The following is an 18,794-nucleotide window of genomic DNA, read 5'->3' on the forward strand; positions in this document are numbered from 1 at the left end:
TGTTTCAATTGCTAATTTACGAAATATGTAGCGATTTATGAATAGACTTGACAAAGGATTTTATAATTGAGATATTGCTAAAATCTATGGCAATTAAAAAGCGATTCGTATGAATTTGACAATCGCTCATTGCGTTAAAGTATTATAAAACAATCCTATTATACTGATTTATGTGTATTCTAAAACCGTTGGTTGTGGCAAGAAGAGTTCGATTAAGAATACGAGACTGTCTCTAGAAATCATCGTGATTGTGATTAGAATTGTTGTGAGTAAAATCGCGACAGCTAAATTATTCTTTTTTAATTCTGCAACTTCATCCACATGCTTTGTTAATGATTTTGCCAACATAAAAGAACTGAAGTGAATTAATCCGGCTAACAAGAATCCTGCAAATAGTGATAGCGACGAATATTTTAAGATTTCAACGAATAGGTTTTCTTTCGCATGAATTTTCAACATTTCTATCGCACTGATGATTGACGGAATGATTCCGCTGAGCAAATATCCTGTACTAAAGATGATTCCTGAAAAGAAGATACTTAATGCCAAATTGGAGTCATTTAGATTTTCTTCTTTTAGCTTAAATATTCTGATCAATATTTTATACGAAATAAAGAATATGATAATGGCAAGTACTATTGATAGTACCATTTGACTTAATGCTAGATAGAATATGTCTGTTTTCATAAGATTGTTTTTTTAGTTGACTAATACAAAATCCCAATATTGTAAGCTTGAAACGTCTTTTGGTAAATATCCAATTGGACATCCTTTTGCAGTAGTTTCTACGAAATAATATTTTTTTCTGTTGTGTGTTTTATATTTTCCTCGTGCTGGCAAGTTGATTCCTAACACAGAGTGTTTGTATTGATCGCTGTTTAAAATGGCTACATCATAGTTGAATTTTGCCAAGAGTACAAATAGTAATACAGTTCGTGAATCGCAATCACCTTTGAGGTTTGTACCAAATTCTGCGGGCGCAAATATTCCGAGTCGCACATTTCCGACACATGGATAATCTTCGTTTCCGTCGCACGGCGTTGATTTTATATAATTGTATTGTATGTTTTGAATGCTTGTGATGATGAATTCGGCAAACTTTTTACGACCCATTTTTTTGTCTTGCTGAATTTTACTGAACGACGTATATAAGTGTTCTAACAATGGCTTATCATGATCTGCCATGTGTTTGTAAAATTTTCCCCAAGTGAAGTCGCGTGTATATGTGTAACCTTCTCGATTTACTTTCGATTTTTGCACGCTGTTTTCGGCAATTTTGAAGTTCATTCGATACCAATCGCCATCAAAATCTTTCCAATATTGCTTATTAATGATGTATCTGATAACTTCGTCGCCTTCCGTAGTTGTAATGATTTCTGTTTTGGATGATTCGTCGTCGGTAACAGTTGTTTCTTCTTTTTCATATCCTGCATTTTTCATCAGAATCGTCATGATAACAGAGAATAGTACTAATACAGCAATGGTTCGCAATACGTCGAAAAATACGCTTTTGAAAGCATCTTTGTTGGATACAGATTTTCGTACTACTTTTTTCCAGAGATATCTTAATATAAAAAAACCGCTGACAGCCACTACTAATAGCGATATACCTTCAATTTTGACTTCACTACCTAAGAAAATTAGAATGATTAGTAAAAAACCTGTAGCAATAAGCGCCAAACAACCCGAAAAGAATCGTTGAAAGGCAACTACACAACCATGTGGTTTTTTTTGTTCTATCATGTGATAAAGATACTATCTTTTTTGAATTCTAAAAATACGCAGAGTTGCTGATTTTTTTAGGTGTTGTTTTAGTCGCTTTGCTTCTTTTCGTTTTTTGTTAATTTGCCTGCACTGAGCGAAGTCGAAGTGTTGATTTGTTGATTCGTTGATTTGTGTATTGGAGTGTTTGGAGTATTTACCTCTGACGTGACGAATTTTCTAAGTCCATAAACTAATAAACTCTTCAACTTATAAACTTTTGTGGGTTTTGGGTTTTGGGTTTTGGGTTTTGGGTTTAACAAAAAAACGAGTTCCTTTGCAGAAACTCGTTTTGAATATGTTCTAATTTAAAATGTATTAGTTGATTTTGAATGCTTTTTCTTGTGGAAAGTAGGCAACTTCTCCTAATTCTTCTTCGATACGTAATAATTGATTGTATTTTGCCATTCTGTCTGAACGAGAAGCCGAACCAGTTTTAATTTGTCCTGTGTTTAACGCAACTGCTAAATCTGCAATGGTGTTGTCTTCTGTTTCTCCAGATCTGTGTGACATTACCGAAGTGTATCCAGCATTATGTGCCATATTTACAGCAGCAATTGTTTCTGTCAACGTCCCTATTTGGTTTACTTTGATTAAGATAGAGTTTGCAGTATTGTTTTCAATTCCTCTTGATAAACGTTCTACATTCGTTACAAATAAATCGTCTCCAACTAATTGAACTTTGTCTCCAACAATCTCAGTTAGGTATTTCCAACCTTCCCAATCGTTTTCGTCCATTCCATCTTCTATAGAAATAATTGGATAGTTTGCTGCTAATTCAGCTAAGTAATCCGCTTGTTCTTTGGAAGTTCTTACTTTCCCTGTTGAACCTTCAAATTTTGAGTAATCATAAGCGCCATCAACATAAAATTCTGCTGCAGCGCAATCTAAAGCAATCATAATTTCGTCTCCAAGTTTGTAACCTGCATTCGCAACTGCTAATGAAATTGTATCTAAAGCATCTTCTGTTCCGTCTAATGTTGGTGCAAATCCACCTTCATCTCCAACAGCTGTACTTAAACCTCTGTCGTGTAAAACTTTTTTTAGGTGATGAAAGATCTCAGTTCCCATTTGCATAGCATGTGTAAAGTTTTTCGCTTTTACAGGCATGACCATGAATTCTTGAAACGCGATTGGCGCATCAGAATGTGATCCTCCATTGATGATATTCATCATTGGCACTGGAAGTGTGTTTGCAGAAACGCCTCCAACATATCTATATAATGGCATTCCCAATTCGTTTGCGGCTGCTTTTGCGGCTGCTAAAGAAACTCCTAGTATTGCATTTGCTCCAAGATTCTTTTTGTTTGGCGTTCCGTCTAAATCGATCATTATTTTGTCGATTTGATTTTGCTCAAATACAGAAACTCCCATAAGTGCTTCTGCGATCGTTGTATTTACATTGTTCACAGCTTTGCTAACTCCTTTTCCCATGTAAGCGTTTCCGCCATCTCTTAACTCAACAGCTTCATGTTCTCCTGTTGATGCTCCAGATGGTACTGCTGCTCTTCCCAATATTCCATTTTCCGTTACTACATCTACTTCAACAGTTGGGTTACCTCTTGAATCAAATATTTGTCTTGCGTGAATGTTGATAATTCTGCTCATTTTCTTTTTTCTTTTTATTTCGTCTAGGCTAATTTACGAAACTAACGCTAGTTTTATGTGATTGCACATTGCTTTTACGGATATGTTAGCAATGCGCTATTTTTTCTTCTTTTTAGAGAATGCGAAAACGTTTTCCCTAGTATATAATGCAACTATTTTTTACTGAATAGCACAATATTTTCTGTTGATTTGAACGCGTACGATAATGGTTTGTTCATAAATGACTTTTCAGCATCATAATCTACCAAGGCAGTTGCATTTGGAACTTCTAACTTCCATGAATTAGAAGTTGTCAGTTTCCCTGGAGTAATCATTGCTACTTGTCCATAGGATTCTGAAATGTCAATCGCAATGGTTGCTTTTCCATTGTTTGCCGCTTCTTGTGCTTTTTGTAATACTTCTTGATCGTTTGCGTTTCCTAGTTTCGTCCAGGCATCAGATTTTGAAATTGTTGGATAAATGCTATCATACATCACATGTTCACCTTTCGCATCATTAAAATCTGAGATTTGATAAAACTCCGAAATCATTTTTGTTATGTTGCTTCGGCAATCATTTCTGTCAGCTGAATTTGCTTTGCAATTTTTGAAATATGCAATGGTAATTGATAAGAATTGTTCTTGAGCCAAAGTCAAATCTTCAGTAGTGACAACAATATTCGCTTCCGCTTTTTCAGCTTCCGTTGTTGCTTCTTGCGTTGTCGTAGTTTTTTCTGTTTCCGTTAATGGCGTTGAAGGTTTTGTTTCTTCTTTGCAAGAAACCACAAATGCAAACGCTATTAGTAAGGTGATGATTTTATACATTTTTGTGTTGGTTTTATGTGTTATACTATTTATCACTTGAATTTACTATAAAAGAAAACAACAAATGGTACTAAACCGTTTTTACTTTTTGAATATTCGCGATAAATTCATCAAATAAATATTCTCCGTCATGTGGCCCTGGACTTGCTTCTGGATGGTATTGTACCGAGAAACAGTTTTTGTTTTTTATACGAATTCCAGCAACGGTATTATCATTTAAGTGTGTATGCGTGATTTCCACATCAGCATTTGCTTCCGTTTCTTCTCTGTTGATAGCAAACCCATGATTTTGCGATGTGATTTCGCCTTTTCCTGTCAATATATTTTTTACTGGATGATTGATTCCTCGGTGTCCGTTGTGCATTTTGTACGTTGAAATTCCGTTTGCCAACGCAATTACTTGATGTCCTAAACAGATTCCAAATAATGGTAAATCGCGCTTTATGATTTCTTTAGCTAGTGCAATTGCATCCTGCAACGGTTCTGGATCGCCTGGTCCGTTTGATAAGAAATATCCATCAGGATTCCACGCGTTCATTTCTTCAAACGTTGCATTGTATGGAAATACTTTGATACACGCATCTCGCTTTGCAAGGTTTCTGAGAATGTTCTTTTTTATTCCGATATCAAGTGCGGCAATTTTGTGAGTAGCATTTTCGTCTCCGTATATATAAGGTTCTTTGGTTGATACTTTTGACGCTAATTCTAGTCCTGCCATACTTGGCACTTTTGCTAGTTTCGCTTTTAGTTCGGCTATGTTGTCTACTTCCGTAGAAATAACAGCATTCATTGCTCCATTGTCTCTAATGTAGCTTACTAATCCGCGTGTATCAACATCCGATATTGCAAATAGGTTGTATTTTTCTAAGAATTCTTTTAGTGAACTATCTGCGGCATCTCTCGAGTAATCGTAACTAAAATTTTTACAGATTAAACCTGCAATTTTCACGCTGTCAGATTCCATTTCGTCAGTAGCTGTTCCGTAGTTTCCAATGTGTACATTTGCGGTAACCATTAATTGTCCATAGTATGACGGATCTGTGAAGATTTCTTGATATCCTGTCATTCCTGTGTTGAAGCAGACTTCTCCGAAAGCAGTTCCTGATTCTCCAATTGCTTTTCCGTGAAAGATAGTTCCATCTTCAAGAAGTAATATTGCCTTTTGTCGAGTTTGGTATTTCATATCTAGCTATACAATTTAGTTGTGTGTTTTTGTATGAATTAGTTGTTATGCTGTATTGTTACTATGGTGTTGTTGTGTACTTTTCCTGAAATTTTATAGCCTAAAGAAAGAATGTTATTTTTAAACCATTCATTTTCTAAGATATCATTGTGCGATAGTATTTCAAGTATTAAGATCGGTTTGCACCTTTTGATTGTATTGATTGCGCCTTTTAATGCTGGTATTTCAAATCCTTCTAAATCGAATTGAAGTATTGAAATATTTCTATCTTCAGGAATCATACTGTCTAGCATTTCGATCATAATTGGTACAAATTTACCATTTTCTGAATCAATTATTCTACTTGCGCCACCTAATAATCTTCCGTCTTCAGTTTCTATTTGCAATTGAACTTCAGATTTTTTTTCTCCTAAGCCAACTTGAAATAGGTGTACATTTTTTAGATTGTTGATGCGTATGGTGATTTCGGCACATCGGAAGTATTCGGCACTTGGTTCAAATGTCCAAACGTTCGCCTTTGTAGAAATATTTTTTGCAATTCCGGGAAGAAAGTCTCCAAAATACGCGCCAGCTTGTACAACATCTCCATTACCACAGTGATCAATTATGTATTGAATGGTTTCTGGCTCGTACACATTTCCTTTGAGAATTTCTTGCACTACAGATTCTTGTTGTGCAGCAAAAGGCGTACAATAACCTCCGTATTTGTTGTAAGCAATTGTACAATCTAATGTAAATTCATCCTTTACTAAAGAAGTATTATACCTAGGTTTATTGACCTGAGAAGTTTTTAAGATTTCTCTTTTTATAAATTTCTTTAGACTTTTTGGAGCTAATGATTTTAGTAGATTGATCATTTCTTTAGTACTTCTTATTGAATGATATCGTCGTTTTCAAATACAAAAAAAAGGATAAACTTAAAAAGTTTATCCTTCTATAATATAATGAATTATTTTTCATTATTCTTCTTCAGTTGAAGCTTGTGGCGTTTCTACTACTGGTGCAGTTTCTTTCTTTCCACCTCTTCTACTTCTTCTAGTAGTTTTCGCTTTTTTCTCAGTAGTGTACGTTTCGTTGTAGTCTACTAATTCGATTAATGCCATTTGAGCATTATCTCCAAGACGATTTCCTAGTTTTATGATTCTTGTGTAACCACCTGGTCTATCAGCAACTTTTACAGCAACGTCTCTGAATAATTCAGTTACCGCATACTTGTCTCTAAGTTTACTAAATACTAAACGACGATTGTGCGTAGTATCTTCCTTAGATTTAGTTACTAATGGTTCAAAGAAAAGTTTTAAAGCTTTCGCTTTTGCAACAGTTGTGTTAATACGTTTGTGTTCAATTAATGAACACGCCATATTAGCTAACATTGCTTTTCTGTGAGCAGTTTTTCTACCTAGGTTGTTTCCTTTTTTTCCGTGTCTCATGACATTTGTTTTTTACCTTTATCTTGCTACAACTCTTACTGAGGAGCAAATTATAGAGGAATTAATCTTTATCTAATTTGTATTTTGATAAGTCCATTCCGAAACTTAAACCTTTAACGTTTACTAGTTCTTCTAGTTCCGTTAATGATTTTTTACCGAAGTTTCTGAATTTCATTAAATCATTTTTGTTGTAAGATACTAAGTCTCCTAGTGTATCTACTTCCGCAGCTTTTAAACAGTTTAGTGCTCTTACAGAAAGGTCCATGTCTACTAATTTTGTTTTTAGTAATTGACGCATGTGTAATGATTCTTCATCATATGTTTCTGTTTGTGCAATTTCATCCGCTTCTAGTGTGATACGCTCATCTGAGAATAACATGAAGTGGTGAATAAGTGTTTTTGCAGCTTCAGTCAAAGCTTCTTTAGGATGAATAGATCCATCAGTAATGATTTCAAAAACTAATTTTTCATAATCAGTTTTTTGTTCAACACGATAGTTTTCTATGCTGTATTTTACATTCTTTACAGGTGTGTAAATAGAATCTGTAAAAATTGTACCTAAAGGCGCATTTGATTTTTTGTTTTCTTCAGCAGGAACATATCCTCTACCCTTTTCGATAGTAATTTCCATGTTTAAGTTCACACTAGCATCCATATTACAGATTACTAGATCTGGATTTAATACTTGGAAACCAGAGATGAATTTTTGAAAATCACCAGCAGTAAGTTGTTCTTTACCTGAAACAGAAATAGATACTGATTCGTTATCGATATCGTCTATTTGTCTTTTAAAGCGAACTTGCTTTAAGTTTAAAATAATTTCTGTTACATCTTCTACAACACCAGAAATCGTTGAAAATTCGTGATCTACTTTGTCCATACGAACAGAAGTAATCGCAAAACCTTCCAATGATGATAGAAGTACTCTTCTTAATGCGTTTCCGATAGTTAACCCATAACCAGGTTCTAAAGGACGAAATTCAAATTTGCCGTCAAACTCAGAAGAGTCAATCATGATAACTTTATCGGGCTTTTGGAAGTTTAATAATGCCATATTAAGAATACTTTCTGATTAGTTATTATTTAGAATATAATTCTACGATTAATTGCTCTTTAATGTTTTCAGGAATCTGAAGTCTTTCAGGAATAGCAACAAATGTACCTTCCATTTTTTCTCCATTCCATGTGATCCACTCATATACGTGGCTAGCATTTGCTAGAGATCTTTCAATTACTTCTAGAGATTTAGATTTTACTCTTACTCCAACTACATCACCTGGTTTAAGGCTGTAAGAAGGAATGTTTACTTTTTCTCCGTTTACAGTAATATGACGATGCGATACTAATTGTCTTGCTCCGCTTCTTGTTGGTGCAACTCCCATTCTGTAAACTACGTTATCTAAACGAGATTCACATAATTGTAAAAGTACTTCACCAGTAATTGCTTTACTCCTGTTTGCTTTTTCGAACAAGTTTCTGAACTGACGTTCAAGAATTCCGTACGTGTATTTAGCTTTTTGCTTTTCCATCAACTGGATTGCGTATTCGGATTTTTTTCCTCTACGTCTGTTGTTTCCGTGTTGACCTGGAGGATAGTTTCTTTTTTCAAAAGATTTATCTTCTCCAAAAATTGCTTCTCCGAATTTACGGGCAATTTTAGTTTTAGGACCAGTATATCTTGCCATTTCTAATAGTTATTTATGAGAGTGATGTATGAATTAAGGCTTTCTCCTTCGATAATCGTTAATCTCTCAATGAAAATTAATTTAATTATACTCTTCTTCTTTTTGGAGGTCTACATCCATTGTGTGGTAATGGAGTAACATCGATAATCTCAGTTACTTCAATTCCTGCGTTGTGGATGGTTCTGATAGCAGATTCTCTACCATTTCCTGGACCTTTTACATAAACTTTTACTTTACGTAATCCTGCTTCATGAGCTACTTTAGATGCTTCTTCCGCTGCTGTTTGCGCTGCGTAAGGTGTGTTCTTTTTAGAACCTCTAAAGCCCATTTTCCCTGCAGATGACCAAGAAATTACATCTCCTTTTTTGTTTGCAAGTGATATGATGATATTGTTGAAAGATGCAGTTACATGCGCCGCTCCAACTGCGTCAACTATTACTTTACGTTTTTTCGTACTTTTGCTAGATTTTGCCATACTTTTTTTAGTATTTAGATTTTAGTAGTTAGTAGTTAGATTCTTTATAATTAAATAATAGTTCTTACTACTCAATACTAATTACCAACATCTATTTTAATTATTTAGTTGCTTTTTTCTTGTTAGCAACAGTTTTTCTTCTACCTTTTCTTGTTCTAGAGTTGTTCTTAGTTCTCTGACCTCTTAATGGAAGTCCAGATCTATGACGAATTCCTCTATAACAACCGATATCCATTAAACGTTTGATGTTTAATTGAACTTCAGTACGTAATTCACCTTCAATAGTAAAAGATCCAACTGCTTCACGAATTCTTCCGATTTCGTCATCAGTCCAATCAGATACTTTAGTATCTTCACTTACTTTTGCTGTAGCTAAAACTTCTTTAGATCTACTTCTACCGACTCCAAAGATGTAAGTCAGTGCGATAACACCTCTTTTGTGTTTTGGAATGTCTACTCCTGCGATTCTTGCCATAACTATCCTTGTCTTTGTTTAAATCTAGGATTCTTTTTATTGATTACGTATAATCTTCCCTTACGACGCACAATTTTGCACTCGGGACTTCTCTTTTTTATTGATGCTCTTACCTTCATAAGTTTATTAATTTAATGATTGAAAATTAAAAAATTAAAAAAATTCATTACGAATAATCTTGTTCAATCTTTCAATTCTTGAATCATTTAATAGATTAATATCTATAAGTAATTCTTGCTTTTGTTAAATCATACGGACTCATTTCTAACTTCACTTTATCACCAGGTAATAATTTGATGTAATGCATACGCATTTTTCCTGAAATGTGAGCCGTTACGATATGCTCGTTTTCTAATTCTACACGGAACATAGCATTTGATAATGCTTCAATGATTGTTCCATCTTGTTCTATTGCAGCTTGTTTAGCCATAATTATGCAACTACTTTACGGTTTTTACCAGTTTTCATTAAACCATCATAATGTCTGTTCAACAAGTATGAGTTTATTTGTTGCATAGTATCAATGGCAACTCCTACCATAATTAGCAACGATGTTCCTCCGAAGAATAATGCCCAACCTTGTTGAATTCCTAATATAGTCCCAACAACTGCAGGGAATATTGCGATCAATGCTAAAAAGATTGATCCAGGTAACGTAATTTGAGACATTATCTTGTCTAAGTATTCTCCAGTTTCTCCGCCAGGGCGAATTCCCGGAATGAATCCTCCACTTCTCTTCAAATCATCTGCCATTTTATTAGTAGGCACTGTGATTGCTGTATAGAAGTATGTAAATATGATGATTAGGAATGCAAATAAAACATTGTACCATAATCCAAATACATCTTGAAAGTTAGATATCATCCATTGTCCAACAGATGAATCTGTTCCAAGACCTTTTCCAAGTGCTGCAGGCACAAACATCAAAGCTTGCGCAAAGATGATTGGCATTACACCAGATGCATTTAATTTTAATGGAATAAATTGTCTTGCTCCAAAAACATTCTTCTCATATCCACCAGTTGCAGTTCTTCTAGCATATTGTACAGGTATTTGGCGTACTGCCATTACCAACATGATACTAGCCATAATAATAGCTAACCATATTACAATTTCTATAAGGATTAACATTGGTTTTCCTGAGTTAGAAACAAATTCTTGCACGAAAGCTTTAGGCATGTATGCAATAATTCCAACCATAATTAATAATGAGATACCGTTACCAATACCTTTGTCTGTAATTTTTTCTCCTAACCACATTGCAAAAATTGTTCCTGTGACAAGGATGATTACAGAAGGAATGATAAAGTCTAATCCTTTACCTATTGTAAATGCTTCAGGTGGAACTCCTAGTTGTCCTAATCCCCATAAGTAGAAAGGTGCTTGCACCAAACAAATAACGATTGTTAACCATCTAGTAATCTGAGTGATTTTTTTACGACCACTTTCTCCTTCTTTTTGAAGTTTTTGCAGGTAAGGAATCGCGATTCCCATCAACTGAACTACAATAGAAGCAGATATATATGGCATAATTCCTAATGCAAATACAGATGCTTGAGCAAAAGCTCCTCCAGTAAACATATTTAATAGACCACCAAGTCCATTATCAAAATTACCAGCAAACTCAGCGCCAAGCTTTGTATAGTCCATACCTGGAAGACATACTTGTGCACCAAAACGGTACACTAATAAAAGTCCTAGTGTCACTAAAACTTTATTTTTTAGTTCTTCTATGCTCCAAATATTTTTTATTGTGTCAATAAAATTTTTCATGCTTCTATGTACAAATTATAAAGTTACTGCTTCTCCTCCTGCTGCTTCGATAGCTGCTTTAGCTGAAGCTGTGAATTTGTGTGCTGTAACTTTTAATTTTGATTTTAGTTCACCTCTTCCAAGGATTTTTACCAAATCATTTTTTCTAGCTACTCTATTCGCTACTAATACTTGTAAATCGACAGTATCTGTGATTTTACCTTCCTCTACCATTTCTTGTAGTCTATCAAGATTTACACCTTGATATTCTTTACGATTGATATTTGTGAAACCAAACTTAGGAACACGTCTTTGCAGAGGCATTTGACCACCTTCAAATCCAATTTTCTTTGAATAACCTGATCGAGATTTTGCTCCGTTGTGACCTCTTGTCGAAGTACCACCTTTTCCAGAACCTTGTCCTCTACCTACTCTTTTGTTATTACTTTGAACTGAACCTTCAGCTGGTTTTAAGTTATTTAACTCCATAACTAGTTGTTATTTTTAAGCTTCTTCAACAGAAACTAAATGTTTAACTTTATTTACCATTCCAAGGATATTTGGTGTAGCTTCATGTTCTACAACCTGACCGATCTTTTTAAGACCAAGCGCTTCTAGTGTTCTCTTTTGATTTTGAGGACGACTAATTTTGCTTCTTACTTGTTTTACTTTGATTTTTGCCATTTTATCCTTGATTTATCCTTTAAATACTTTTTCTAAAGAAACTCCTCTTTGTTTTGCAACAATACCTGCATCTCTTAATTGTAATAATGCATCAAATGTTGCTTTTACTACGTTATGCGGGTTAGAAGAACCTTGAGATTTAGATAATACATTGTGAACTCCGACAGCTTCTAATACTGCACGCACAGCTCCACCTGCAATAACTCCCGTACCGGAAGATGCTGGTTGAATGTATACTCTAGCTCCACCATATTTACCTTTTTGTTCATGTGGTAATGTACCTTTTTGCAAAGGAATACGTACTAAGTTTTTCTTAGCATCTTCAATTCCTTTTGCAATAGCTGTAGCTACGTCTTTAGATTTTCCTAAACCTTGTCCTACGACACCGTTTTCATCTCCAACAACTACAATCGCTGAGAAACCAAAGGCTCTACCACCTTTTGTTACTTTAGTAACACGTTGTACTCCTACCAAACGATCTTTTAATTCTAGTCCACTTGGCTTTACTAATTCTGCGTTTTTGTATTTCTGATACATAGTTTCTTAGAATTTAAGTCCTCCTTCTCTAGCACCTTCTGCTAATGATTTTACTCTTCCGTGGTATAAATATCCACCTCGATCAAATGAGATTGTTTCGACACCGGCTTTCAACGCTTTTTCAGCAATTGACTTCCCTACTAAGGAAGCAGCTTCTGATTTTGTATCAGCTTTGATATCTTTGTCTCTCGATGATGCTGCTGCAATTGTTTTGCCATCTACATCGTTAATGATCTGAGCATAAATTTCTTTATTGCTTCTAAAAACAGATAATCTTGGTCTAGCTTCTGTGCCACCAACGATTTTTCTAATTCTGTTTTTGATTCTCTGTCTTCTTTCAGTCTTTGATAATCCCATAATTAATTATTAAGCTGATTTACCTGCTTTTCTTCTTAATACTTCTCCAACAAATTTAACTCCTTTTCCTTTGTAAGGTTCTGGACTACGGAAGCCACGGATTTTAGCCGCTACTTGCCCTACCAATTGCTTATCAAAAGAAGTTAATTTTATAATTGGGTTTTTTCCTTTTTCAGATATTGTTTCAATATTAACTTCTGGAGCTAAATTGAGAACAATATTGTGAGAAAATCCTAGAGCTAGTTCTAGTCTTTGTCCTTGGTTACTTGCTCTGTATCCAACTCCAACTAGTTCTAATTCTTTTGTAAACCCTTTAGAGACACCTTCAACCATGTTGTTGAGTAATGCTCTATATAGACCGTGTTTTGCTCTATGATCTTTGCTTTCAGATGGACGTTCTAGTACTAATTGACCTTCTTCTTGTTTAACAGTGATACCGTCAACTTGTTGTTTCAATTCTCCTAGTTTACCTTTTACGGTTACTTGACCTTCTTTTATATCTACAGTAACTCCTGCTGGAATACTTACTGGGTTTTTACCTATTCTTGACATTTCTGTTAGTCTTTTTAATTAGTAAACGTAACATAAAACTTCTCCACCAACATTTTCACGTTGAGCTTGCTTTCCTGTCATTACTCCGTGAGAAGTTGACACAATTGCAATTCCCAATCCGTTTAATACTCTTGGAAGTTCCTTAGTTCCAGCATACTGACGTAAACCTGGCGTACTGATTCTTTGAATTTTCTTGATTACAGGATCTTTGGTCATCTTATCGTATTTTAATGCGATTTTGATGTTTCCTTGAACTTTTGAATCTTCAAACTTGTAGCTTAAGATAAAACCTTGATCAAATAAGATCTTAGTTATTTCTTTTTTTAGCTTAGAAGCTGGAATTTCCACAACTCTGTGTCCTGCACTACTAGCGTTTCTAACTCTAGTTAAATAATCCGCTATTGGATCTGTATACATATTTATTAATTTGTGGTTTTGGTTTTCAATAAAAACATTGAACCTGAAACCAATTTATATTTTTACCAACTTGCTTTTCTAACTCCAGGTATTAACCCTTTGTTAGCCATTTCTCTGAACATTACACGAGAAAGTCCAAACTGACGCATATATCCTTTTGGTCTTCCTGTAAGTTTGCAACGATTATGCATACGAACTGGAGAAGCATTTTTCGGCAACCTTTGCAATGCTTCGTAATCTCCAGCTTCTTTTAAAGCTTTTCTTTTCTCAGCATATTTAGCAACCGTTTTTGCTCTTTTCACCTCGCGGGCTTTCATTGATTCTTTAGCCATAATTAGTTCTTTTTAAAAGGTAAACCTAGTTCAGTTAATAATGATTTAGCTTCTTTGTCTGTTGACGCAGAAGTCACAAATGTAATATCCATACCAGCAATTCTGTTTACTTTATCGATATTTATTTCTGGGAAGATAATTTGCTCAGTAATTCCTAAGTTATAATTACCTCTTCCATCAAATCCATTTGCTTTGATTCCACCAAAATCTCTTACACGCGGTAAGGCTGAAGTAGCCAATCTATCAAAGAACTCATACATTTGCTCTCCTCTTAACGTAACTTTCACGCCAATTGGCATTCCTTTACGTAATTTGAACGTTGCAACATCCTTTTTAGATAAGGTATGAATAGCCTTTTGTCCTGTAATTTTCCCAAACTCCTCAAGAGCATGGTCAATTAATTTCTTATCAGCTACAGCACCACCAACACCTCTACTCAAAACAATTTTTTCAAGTTTTGGCACCTGCATTACGTTATTGTAACCGAATTCTTCTGTAAGAGCTTGGATAACTCTATCCTTGTACTCTTGTTTTAATCTTGGAATATAAGCCATAACTATAATACTTCATTAGATTTTTTAGAAAACCTTACTTTCTTATCACCTTCCATTCTGTAACCAATTCTTGTTGTTTCTCCTTTTGAAGTCAACAAAGATAAGTTAGATATTTGAATAGGCGCTTCTTTTTTAACGATTCCACCTTGAGGATTTTGAGCACTAGGCTTTTGATGCTTAGATACCATGTTTACTCCTTCAACAATCGCTTTGTTCTTTTCACGAAGAATAGTTAGCACTTTACCTTCAGACCCTTTATGATCTCCAGCTATTACTCTTACTGTATCTCCTGATTTTATCTTTAGTTTTGTCATCTTAAATAATGTATTAAAGCACTTCTGGTGCTAATGATACAATTTTCATGAATTGCTTATCACGAAGTTCTCTAGCAACTGGTCCGAAAACACGTGTTCCTCTCATTTCCCCTGTTGGGTTTAAAAGTACACAAGCGTTATCATCGAATCTTATATAAGATCCATCTGGCCTTCTTACTTCTTTCTTAGTACGTACAACAACTGCTGTAGAAACTTGTCCCTTCTTAACACTACCGTTGGGAGTTGCATCTTTTACAGTTACAACAATTTTGTCTCCTACAGAAGCGTACCTTCTTTTAGTTCCGCCTAATACACGAATAGTTAAAACTTCTTTAGCTCCCGTGTTATCTGCTACTTTTAATCTTGATTCTTGTTGTACCATAATTACTTAGCTCTTTCAATGATTTCAACTAATCTCCAACATTTGGTTTTACTCAATGGACGTGTTTCCATTATTTTTACTGTATCACCAATGTTGCAATCGTTCTTTTCGTCGTGCGCAACGTATTTCTTTGTTTTTAACACGAACTTTCCGTACATAGGATGCTTTACTCGTTTAACTTCGGAAACCACTATTGATTTCGTCATTTTATCACTGGTAACAACACCTATTCTCTCTTTTCTTAAATTTCTTTTTTCCATCTGTCAGTAGAATTCAATTTATTGCAATTCTCTTTTAGTTAGTTCAGTAGCTACTCTTGCAACTGTTCTTCGTACCGAACGCAACTGAATTGGATTATCCAAAGGAGACATAGCATGCGCTAGTTTCAAGTCAGAATGACTTTTCTTAAACTCCTTTAATTTCTCTTGTAACTCAGCTACAGATAATTCTTTAATTTCTGATTGTTTCATAACTTATTAAAAATTAAGCTTCGAAATCTCGAGCTACAATAAACTTAGTTTTAACTGGTAATTTTTGAGCTGCTAAGCGTAATGCTTCTTTAGCAACTTCCATAGGAACTCCTCCTACTTCAAAAATAATTCTCCCAGGTTTCACAACAGCTGCCCAGTATTCTGGCGCACCTTTACCTTTACCCATACGTACTTCAAGCGGCTTCTTTGTAATTGGCTTGTCTGGAAAAATCTTAATCCATAATTGACCTTCTCTTTTCATGAAACGAGTTGCCGCAACACGGGCTGCTTCAATTTGACGAGATGTCAAAAAATTTGAATCTAATGATTTAATACCAAACATACCGTTAGAAAGTAAGTGACCTCTACCAGAGTTCCCTTTCATTCGCCCTTTCTGTACTTTACGATATTTTGTTCTTTTTGGCTGTAACATTTTTCTTTAACTTTAAAAAATTACTTTCTACGACGAGGTTTTCCTTTTCCACCTGAGTTATTATTTCCACCTTTTCCAGATTGCTTTTTAGCCATCCCTACTAATGGAGATAATTCTCTTTTTCCATAGACCTCACCTTTCATGATCCACACTTTAACTCCTAATCTACCGTAAGTAGTATGAGCTTCATGAAGTGTGTAATCGATGTCTGCTCTGAAAGTTGACAAAGGAATACGACCATCTTTATAAGATTCCGATCGTGCCATTTCCGCTCCGTTTAATCGGCCAGAAATTTGCACTTTAATACCTTCTGCATTCATACGCATTGCAGCAGCAATTGCCATTTTGATAGCTCTTCTATACGAAATTCTGTTTTCGATTTGACGCGCTATACTAGCTGCAACTAAGTTTGCATCAAGTTCAGGTCTCTTAATTTCAAAGATATTGATCTGCACTTCTTTACCAGTAATCTTCTTAAGCTCTTCTTTCAACTTGTCTACCTCTTGACCGCCTTTACCAATAATGATACCTGGGCGAGCCGTCGTGATAGTAACGGTTACAAGTTTAAGCGTACGCTCGATGATTACTCTAGAAACACTAGCTTTAGATAAACGAGCATGGATATACTTTCTGATTTTATCGTCCTCAGCAAGTTTATCTCCATAGTCATTACCTCCGTACCAGTTGGATTCCCATCCTCTGATGATACCAAGGCGATTTCCGATTGGATTTGTCTTTTGTCCCATACTTCTATCTTAACTTTGTGTATTATTATTAGCTCCTAACACCAATGTAACATGGTTGGAACGCTTTCTTATTCTATGTGCACGACCTTGAGGTGCTGGACGAAGTCTTTTTAACATACTTCCACCATCAACTCTGATCTCTTTTACAAACAATTCAGCTTCTTCAACGCTAGCATCTTCGTTTTTAGCTTGCCAGTTTGCAATAGCAGACAATAACAATTTTTCTAAACGACGTGACGCTTCTTTTTGACTGAATTTCAATATATGAAGCGCTTTTTCTACTTTAACACCTCTTACTAAATCCGCTACTAAACGCATTTTTCTTGGTGAAGTAGGGCAGTTATTCAACTTTGCAAAGGCTATACTTTTCTTAGCCTCTTTGATTTGCTCTGCTCTTTCTCTTTTACGAACTCCCATAGCTTCTTATTATTTTTTTCCTTTATTTTTTGCACCAGCGTGACCTCTAAATGATCTTGTTGGTGAAAATTCTCCTAATTTATGTCCTACCATGTTCTCTGTAACATATACAGGAACAAATTGACGTCCGTTATGCACAGCAATAGTTTGACCAACGAAATCTGGAGTAATCATAGATGCTCTTGACCAAGTTTTGATCACTGCTTTCTTTCCTGACTCAACATTTTGTTGAACTTTTTTATCTAAACTATAGTGAACGTAAGGTCCTTTTTTTAATGATCTAGCCATGTCTTATTTCTTTCTACGTTCTATGATATACTTATTACTTGCTTTCGTCTTAGATCTTGTACGGTATCCTTTAGCAGGAATTCCATTTCTTGATCTTGGATGACCTCCAGAAGATTTACCTTCTCCACCACCCATTGGGTGATCAACAGGGTTCATTACTACTGGTCTAGTTCTTGGTCTTCTACCTAACCATCTTCCTCTACCTGCTTTCCCAGATACTAATAACTGGTGATCAGAGTTAGAGATAGCACCAATTGTCGCTAAACAATTAGCCATTACCATTCTAGTTTCCCCAGAAGGCAATTTGATAGTAGCGTATTTACCGTCACGCGCCATTAACTGAGCAAAAGCACCAGCACTACGAGCCATAACAGCTCCTTGTCCTGGACGCAATTCTACACAGGAAACAATAGTTCCTAATGGAATACTGCTTAATGGCATTGTGTTTCCTATTTCCGGAGCAACTTGTTCTCCTGAAATAACGGTTTGACCTACTTTTAAACCATTTTGAGCTATGATATAGCGCTTTTCACCATCAGCATATTCTACTAATGCAATGAAAGCAGTTCTATTTGGATCATACTCAATAGATTTAACTTCCGCAGGAACTTCTTTTCTATCTCTTTTGAAATCAATAATTCGGTATCTTTTCTTATGACCACCTCCGATGTAACGCATGGTCATTTTACCTTGATTGTTTCTACCACCAGATCTCTTTTTCGGTACGAGTAAACTCTTTTCCGGCTTATCAGTAGTAATGGCATCGAATCCGTTGACTACTCTAAAACGCTGAGCTGGTGTTACTGGTTTTAATTTTCTTACTGACATTGTTTGTCTTTACTTATATATTGCTATAAAAATCAATAATATCTCCTTCCGCCACATCAACTATCGCTTTTTTCGTTGCGTTAGTCTTACCATGCTGAACTCCAGTCTTGGTGAAGCGTACTTTTCTATCCGGTCCGTAATTCATAGTACGAACTTTCTCTACAGAAACCCCATAAGTAGCTTCTATAGTTTTCTTAATCTCAACTTTGTTAGCTTTTACATTCACTAAGAAGGCATATCGATTATTTAATTCACTATCAGCTGTAGCTTTTTCTGTTACAACTGGTTTAATTAAGATGCTCATTTGGTTC

At 35.2% G+C, this 18,794-nt stretch carries 32 protein-coding genes; all 32 read right to left on the bottom strand.

Translation table 11 applies throughout. The annotated features are described in order from the left end of the window. Positions 1–168: 168 nt before the first annotated feature. The gene (locus tag IMCC3317_RS09010; RefSeq protein WP_160129190.1) at positions 169–687 is read right to left on the bottom strand and encodes a DUF350 domain-containing protein; all 519 of its coding nucleotides are present in this window, start codon (positions 685–687) and stop codon (positions 169–171) included. Positions 688–699: 12 nt separating this feature from the next. Next, positions 700–1,743, bottom strand: a complete 1,044-nt coding sequence (locus IMCC3317_RS09015; RefSeq protein WP_160129191.1) for a hypothetical protein — start codon at positions 1,741–1,743, stop codon at positions 700–702. A gap of 336 nt (positions 1,744–2,079) precedes the next feature. Next, positions 2,080–3,369: a phosphopyruvate hydratase gene (gene eno / locus IMCC3317_RS09020; RefSeq protein WP_160129192.1), complete on the bottom strand. Its 1,290-nt coding sequence runs from the start codon at positions 3,367–3,369 to the stop codon at positions 2,080–2,082. Positions 3,370–3,521: 152 nt separating this feature from the next. After that, positions 3,522–4,172, bottom strand: a complete 651-nt coding sequence (locus IMCC3317_RS09025; RefSeq protein WP_160129193.1) for a hypothetical protein — start codon at positions 4,170–4,172, stop codon at positions 3,522–3,524. 70 nt (positions 4,173–4,242) lie between these two features. Then, entirely contained in the window at positions 4,243–5,355 is a 1,113-nt protein-coding gene (carA, locus tag IMCC3317_RS09030) for a glutamine-hydrolyzing carbamoyl-phosphate synthase small subunit (protein WP_160129194.1), read from the bottom strand. A gap of 38 nt (positions 5,356–5,393) precedes the next feature. Further along, positions 5,394–6,212, bottom strand: coding sequence for an FkbM family methyltransferase (locus tag IMCC3317_RS09035; RefSeq protein ID WP_160129195.1), 819 nt, complete (start codon positions 6,210–6,212; stop codon positions 5,394–5,396). A gap of 102 nt (positions 6,213–6,314) precedes the next feature. Beyond that, positions 6,315–6,785, bottom strand: coding sequence for a 50S ribosomal protein L17 (gene rplQ / locus IMCC3317_RS09040; RefSeq protein ID WP_160129196.1), 471 nt, complete (start codon positions 6,783–6,785; stop codon positions 6,315–6,317). 61 nt (positions 6,786–6,846) lie between these two features. Continuing rightward, complete coding sequence (locus tag IMCC3317_RS09045) at positions 6,847–7,839, bottom strand: DNA-directed RNA polymerase subunit alpha (RefSeq protein WP_046756842.1); 993 nt, start codon at positions 7,837–7,839, stop codon at positions 6,847–6,849. A gap of 25 nt (positions 7,840–7,864) precedes the next feature. Next, positions 7,865–8,470 (bottom strand): 30S ribosomal protein S4, encoded by a 606-nt coding sequence (rpsD, locus tag IMCC3317_RS09050; RefSeq protein ID WP_160129197.1) that lies wholly within the window; start codon positions 8,468–8,470, stop codon positions 7,865–7,867. Between the two features lie 85 nt (positions 8,471–8,555). Further along, positions 8,556–8,945: a 30S ribosomal protein S11 gene (gene rpsK / locus IMCC3317_RS09055; RefSeq protein WP_160129198.1), complete on the bottom strand. Its 390-nt coding sequence runs from the start codon at positions 8,943–8,945 to the stop codon at positions 8,556–8,558. Between the two features lie 100 nt (positions 8,946–9,045). After that, positions 9,046–9,420 carry a 30S ribosomal protein S13 gene (gene rpsM / locus IMCC3317_RS09060; RefSeq protein WP_160129199.1) on the bottom strand — a complete coding sequence of 125 codons (375 nt, stop codon included), beginning with the start codon at positions 9,418–9,420 and terminating at the stop codon, positions 9,046–9,048. 2 nt (positions 9,421–9,422) lie between these two features. Further along, complete coding sequence (ykgO, locus tag IMCC3317_RS09065) at positions 9,423–9,539, bottom strand: type B 50S ribosomal protein L36 (RefSeq protein ID WP_007094966.1); 117 nt, start codon at positions 9,537–9,539, stop codon at positions 9,423–9,425. A gap of 95 nt (positions 9,540–9,634) precedes the next feature. Beyond that, positions 9,635–9,850: a translation initiation factor IF-1 gene (gene infA, locus IMCC3317_RS09070; RefSeq protein WP_046756846.1), complete on the bottom strand. Its 216-nt coding sequence runs from the start codon at positions 9,848–9,850 to the stop codon at positions 9,635–9,637. A 2-nt stretch (positions 9,851–9,852) separates the two neighbouring features. Next, a complete protein-coding gene (gene secY / locus IMCC3317_RS09075; protein ID WP_160129200.1) occupies positions 9,853–11,193 on the bottom strand; it encodes a preprotein translocase subunit SecY in 1,341 nt (446 codons plus the stop codon). 15 nt (positions 11,194–11,208) lie between these two features. Beyond that, entirely contained in the window at positions 11,209–11,661 is a 453-nt protein-coding gene (gene rplO, locus IMCC3317_RS09080; protein ID WP_160129201.1) for a 50S ribosomal protein L15, read from the bottom strand. Positions 11,662–11,676: 15 nt separating this feature from the next. Further along, entirely contained in the window at positions 11,677–11,856 is a 180-nt protein-coding gene (gene rpmD, locus IMCC3317_RS09085; RefSeq protein WP_160129202.1) for a 50S ribosomal protein L30, read from the bottom strand. A gap of 12 nt (positions 11,857–11,868) precedes the next feature. Next, positions 11,869–12,393, bottom strand: coding sequence for a 30S ribosomal protein S5 (gene rpsE / locus IMCC3317_RS09090; protein ID WP_160129203.1), 525 nt, complete (start codon positions 12,391–12,393; stop codon positions 11,869–11,871). A gap of 6 nt (positions 12,394–12,399) precedes the next feature. Further along, a complete protein-coding gene (gene rplR, locus IMCC3317_RS09095; protein ID WP_160129204.1) occupies positions 12,400–12,750 on the bottom strand; it encodes a 50S ribosomal protein L18 in 351 nt (116 codons plus the stop codon). Positions 12,751–12,759: 9 nt separating this feature from the next. Then, positions 12,760–13,302: a 50S ribosomal protein L6 gene (gene rplF / locus IMCC3317_RS09100; protein ID WP_160129205.1), complete on the bottom strand. Its 543-nt coding sequence runs from the start codon at positions 13,300–13,302 to the stop codon at positions 12,760–12,762. Positions 13,303–13,320: 18 nt separating this feature from the next. Beyond that, on the bottom strand, positions 13,321–13,719 hold the full coding sequence (gene rpsH, locus IMCC3317_RS09105) for a 30S ribosomal protein S8 (protein ID WP_160129206.1): 399 nt from the start codon (positions 13,717–13,719) through the stop codon (positions 13,321–13,323). 62 nt (positions 13,720–13,781) lie between these two features. Then, entirely contained in the window at positions 13,782–14,051 is a 270-nt protein-coding gene (rpsN, locus tag IMCC3317_RS09110) for a 30S ribosomal protein S14 (protein ID WP_160129207.1), read from the bottom strand. 2 nt (positions 14,052–14,053) lie between these two features. Continuing rightward, the gene (gene rplE / locus IMCC3317_RS09115; protein ID WP_160129208.1) at positions 14,054–14,605 is read right to left on the bottom strand and encodes a 50S ribosomal protein L5; all 552 of its coding nucleotides are present in this window, start codon (positions 14,603–14,605) and stop codon (positions 14,054–14,056) included. Between the two features lie 2 nt (positions 14,606–14,607). Beyond that, on the bottom strand, positions 14,608–14,919 hold the full coding sequence (gene rplX / locus IMCC3317_RS09120) for a 50S ribosomal protein L24 (RefSeq protein WP_160129209.1): 312 nt from the start codon (positions 14,917–14,919) through the stop codon (positions 14,608–14,610). 13 nt (positions 14,920–14,932) lie between these two features. Beyond that, positions 14,933–15,301 carry a 50S ribosomal protein L14 gene (gene rplN / locus IMCC3317_RS09125; protein WP_007094978.1) on the bottom strand — a complete coding sequence of 123 codons (369 nt, stop codon included), beginning with the start codon at positions 15,299–15,301 and terminating at the stop codon, positions 14,933–14,935. Between the two features lie 2 nt (positions 15,302–15,303). After that, the gene (rpsQ, locus tag IMCC3317_RS09130) at positions 15,304–15,561 is read right to left on the bottom strand and encodes a 30S ribosomal protein S17 (RefSeq protein WP_160129210.1); all 258 of its coding nucleotides are present in this window, start codon (positions 15,559–15,561) and stop codon (positions 15,304–15,306) included. Positions 15,562–15,579: 18 nt separating this feature from the next. Beyond that, positions 15,580–15,771, bottom strand: a complete 192-nt coding sequence (rpmC, locus tag IMCC3317_RS09135; protein ID WP_160129211.1) for a 50S ribosomal protein L29 — start codon at positions 15,769–15,771, stop codon at positions 15,580–15,582. A 13-nt stretch (positions 15,772–15,784) separates the two neighbouring features. Further along, the gene (rplP, locus tag IMCC3317_RS09140; RefSeq protein WP_160129212.1) at positions 15,785–16,204 is read right to left on the bottom strand and encodes a 50S ribosomal protein L16; all 420 of its coding nucleotides are present in this window, start codon (positions 16,202–16,204) and stop codon (positions 15,785–15,787) included. A gap of 20 nt (positions 16,205–16,224) precedes the next feature. Then, entirely contained in the window at positions 16,225–16,950 is a 726-nt protein-coding gene (gene rpsC / locus IMCC3317_RS09145; protein ID WP_160129213.1) for a 30S ribosomal protein S3, read from the bottom strand. A 9-nt stretch (positions 16,951–16,959) separates the two neighbouring features. Further along, positions 16,960–17,367 (bottom strand): 50S ribosomal protein L22, encoded by a 408-nt coding sequence (rplV, locus tag IMCC3317_RS09150; protein ID WP_160129214.1) that lies wholly within the window; start codon positions 17,365–17,367, stop codon positions 16,960–16,962. A 9-nt stretch (positions 17,368–17,376) separates the two neighbouring features. Continuing rightward, a complete protein-coding gene (rpsS, locus tag IMCC3317_RS09155; RefSeq protein WP_072303192.1) occupies positions 17,377–17,655 on the bottom strand; it encodes a 30S ribosomal protein S19 in 279 nt (92 codons plus the stop codon). A 3-nt stretch (positions 17,656–17,658) separates the two neighbouring features. After that, on the bottom strand, positions 17,659–18,483 hold the full coding sequence (gene rplB / locus IMCC3317_RS09160; protein ID WP_160129215.1) for a 50S ribosomal protein L2: 825 nt from the start codon (positions 18,481–18,483) through the stop codon (positions 17,659–17,661). A gap of 13 nt (positions 18,484–18,496) precedes the next feature. Beyond that, positions 18,497–18,787, bottom strand: coding sequence for a 50S ribosomal protein L23 (gene rplW, locus IMCC3317_RS09165; protein ID WP_160129216.1), 291 nt, complete (start codon positions 18,785–18,787; stop codon positions 18,497–18,499). Between the last annotated feature and the right edge of the window lie 7 nt (positions 18,788–18,794).

This window comes from Kordia antarctica, from assembly GCF_009901525.1.
Lineage (GTDB): Bacteria > Bacteroidota > Bacteroidia > Flavobacteriales > Flavobacteriaceae > Kordia > Kordia antarctica.